2 protein-coding genes are annotated in these 2786 nt (G+C 69.0%); both read left to right on the top strand.

Translation table 11 applies throughout. The features are described 5' to 3' along the window. Nucleotides 1–1079 (top strand): HlyD family secretion protein (locus HMPREF3115_RS13410; protein WP_070554723.1); only part of this gene is annotated, 1079 nt, incomplete at its 5' end. 87 nt (nucleotides 1080–1166) lie between these two features. Continuing rightward, nucleotides 1167–2759, top strand: a complete 1593-nt coding sequence (locus HMPREF3115_RS13405; RefSeq protein WP_006410205.1) for a DHA2 family efflux MFS transporter permease subunit — start codon at nucleotides 1167–1169, stop codon at nucleotides 2757–2759. Nucleotides 2760–2786 lie beyond the last annotated feature (27 nt).

Genomic DNA, 2786 nt, shown 5'->3' with positions numbered 1-2786 from the left:
CCGGCGGCGACGGCGATGGCGCGGGAGACGGCGGCGAACGCAAGCGGCCGGGCCGCAAGCCGCTGATCATCCTCGGCGCGATCGCGTTGCTGCTCGTCGTCGGCGGGCTCGTCTGGTGGTTCGCGACGCGCAATCAGGAGAGCACCGACGATGCGTACACGGACGGCAATGCCATCGCCGTCGCGCCGCACGTGTCGGGCTACGTGACGCGCCTCGCGGTCGACGACAACGTCTACGTGCATCGCGGCGACGTGCTCGTCGAGATCGATCCGCGCGACTACCGCGCACAGGTCGACGCGGCGCGCGCGCAGCTCGGTCTCGCCGAGGCGCAGCTCGACGCGGCCCGCGTGCAGCTCGACATCGCGCGCGTCCAGTATCCGGCGCAGTACCGGCAGGCGCGCGCGCAGATCGAATCGGCGGAAGCCGCGTACCGGCAGGCGCTGGCCGCGCAGGCGCGGCAGCGTGCGGTCGATGTGCGCGCGACCTCGCAGCAGGCGATCGACGCGGCCGACGCGCAGCGCGCGAGCGCCGACGCGAACGTCGCGATGGCGCAGGCGCAGGCGCGCACCGCGAGCCTCGTGCCGCAGCAGATCCGGCAAGCCGGAACGGTCGTCGAGGAGCGCCGTCAGCAGGTCTTGCAGGCGCGCGCGCAGCTCGAGCAGGCGGAGTTGAATCTCGCGTACTGCACGATGCGCGCGCCGTCGGACGGCTGGGTCACGCGCCGCAACGTGCAGCTCGGTTCGTTCCTGCAGCCCGGTACGTCGATCTTCTCGATCGTGACGCCGCGCGTGTGGATCACCGCGAACTTCAAGGAGTCGCAACTGAAGCGGATGCGCGTCGGCGATCGCGTCGACGTGTCGGTCGACGCGTATCCCGATCTCGATCTGCACGGTCACGTCGACAGCATCCAGCTCGGCAGCGGCTCGCGGTTTTCCGCGTTCCCGGCCGAGAACGCGACCGGCAACTTCGTCAAGATCGTCCAGCGTGTGCCGGTGAAGATCGTGCTCGACGATCCGCTGCCGCGCAATCCGCCGCTCGGCCTCGGCCTGTCGGTCGAGCCGACCGTCCATCTGAAATGACCGGCCGCCGCTGCATGCGGCGCGCCGCGCACGGAGCGCAACGATGTCCGACCTTCGACTGCCGTTCATCCGGGCGGCCCTCGGCCGATGAACCGGCCTGCCGATCAGGCGGCGGCGCCCGGCGGCGACTGGCGGCCGGCCGCGAATCCGTGGCTCGTCGCCGTCGTGGTCACGCTCGCCGCCTTCATGGAAGTGCTCGACACGACGATCGTCAACGTCGCGCTGCCGCACATCGCGGGGACGATGTCCGCGAGCTACGACGAGGCCACCTGGACGCTCACGTCGTATCTGGTCGCGAACGGGATCGTGCTGCCGATCTCCGGGTTTCTAGGCCGGCTGCTCGGACGCAAGCGCTACTTCGTGCTCTGCATCGCCGCGTTCACCGCGTGCTCGTTCCTGTGCGGCATCGCGACGAACCTCGGCGAGCTGATCGTGTTCCGCGTGCTGCAGGGCTTGTTCGGCGGCGGGCTGCAGCCGAACCAGCAGTCGATCATCCTCGACACGTTTCCGCCCGAGCAGCGCAACCGCGCGTTCTCGGTGTCGGCGATCGCGATCGTCGTCGCACCGGTGCTCGGGCCCACGCTCGGCGGCTGGATCACCGATCACTTCTCGTGGCGCTGGGTGTTCCTGCTCAACGTGCCGATCGGCGTGCTGACCGTGCTCGCCGTGATGCAGCTCGTCGAGGATCCGCCGTGGCGACGCGGCGCGGTGCGCGGGCTGTCGGTCGACTACGTCGGGATCGGCCTGATCGCGATCGGGCTCGGCTGTCTGCAGGTGATGCTCGATCGCGGCGAGGACGAGGACTGGTTCGGCTCGACGTTCATCCGGACCTTCGCGGTGCTGTCCGCACTCGGGCTCGTCGGCGCGACGCTCTGGCTGCTGCGCACGAGGAAGCCCGTCGTCGATCTGTCGTGCCTGCGCGATCGCAACTTCGCGCTCGGCTGCGTGACGATCGCGACGTTCGCGGCCGTGCTGTACGGCAGCGCGGTGATCGTGCCGCAGCTCGCGCAGCAGCATCTCGGCTACACGGCGACGCTCGCCGGTCTCGTGCTGTCGCCGGGCGCGCTGCTGATCACGCTCGAGATTCCGCTCGTGAGCCGGCTGATGCCGCACGTGCAGACGCGTTATCTCGTCGGCTTCGGCTTCGTGCTGCTCGCCTTCGCGCTGGCCTATTCGCGCATGCTCGTGCCCGACATCGACTATCGCCATCTGGTGATGATTCGCTGCGCGCAGTCGCTCGCGATCGGCTTCATGTTCGTGCCGATCACGACGCTCGCGTATCTGACCGTGCCGCAGCGGCTGAACGACGATGCGTCGGCGCTGTTTACGATGTTCCGCAACGTCGCCGGGTCGATCGGCATCTCGGTGTCGACTGCGCTGATTCGCGAACGCACGCAGGCACGTATGGCGCATCTGTCCGCGCATACGTCGCCGCTGTCGCAGAACTTCCAGGACGCGCTGCATGCGAACGCGCGAGCGATCGCGGAGCTGTCGGGCGGCACACCGGCGGCCGCGCTGCAGACCGCGAACGGCCGCCTCTACGAGACCTTCGTGTCGCAGGCGACGATCCTCGCGTATATCGACGTATTTGCGCTGCTCGCGGTGTTTTGTGCCGCGTGCATTCCGCTGACATTCCTGTTTTCGCCGGTGAAGGCCGCACGCGCCGGAGGAGGGCATTGACATGACGACGTGCGACGCCGCCCGCCG

Origin of the sequence: Burkholderia sp. HMSC10F09, from assembly GCF_001806955.1 — a bacterium.
GTDB classification, from domain to species: domain Bacteria; phylum Pseudomonadota; class Gammaproteobacteria; order Burkholderiales; family Burkholderiaceae; genus Burkholderia; species Burkholderia multivorans.
This window is presented reverse-complemented; position numbering and strand designations above follow the sequence as displayed.

Excerpts from the sequence above, each read along its gene's own strand:
- HMPREF3115_RS13405 (WP_006410205.1), top strand. The coding sequence starts at position 1,167 with ATGAACCGGCCTGCCGATCAGGCGGCGGCGCCCGGCGGCGACTGGCGG.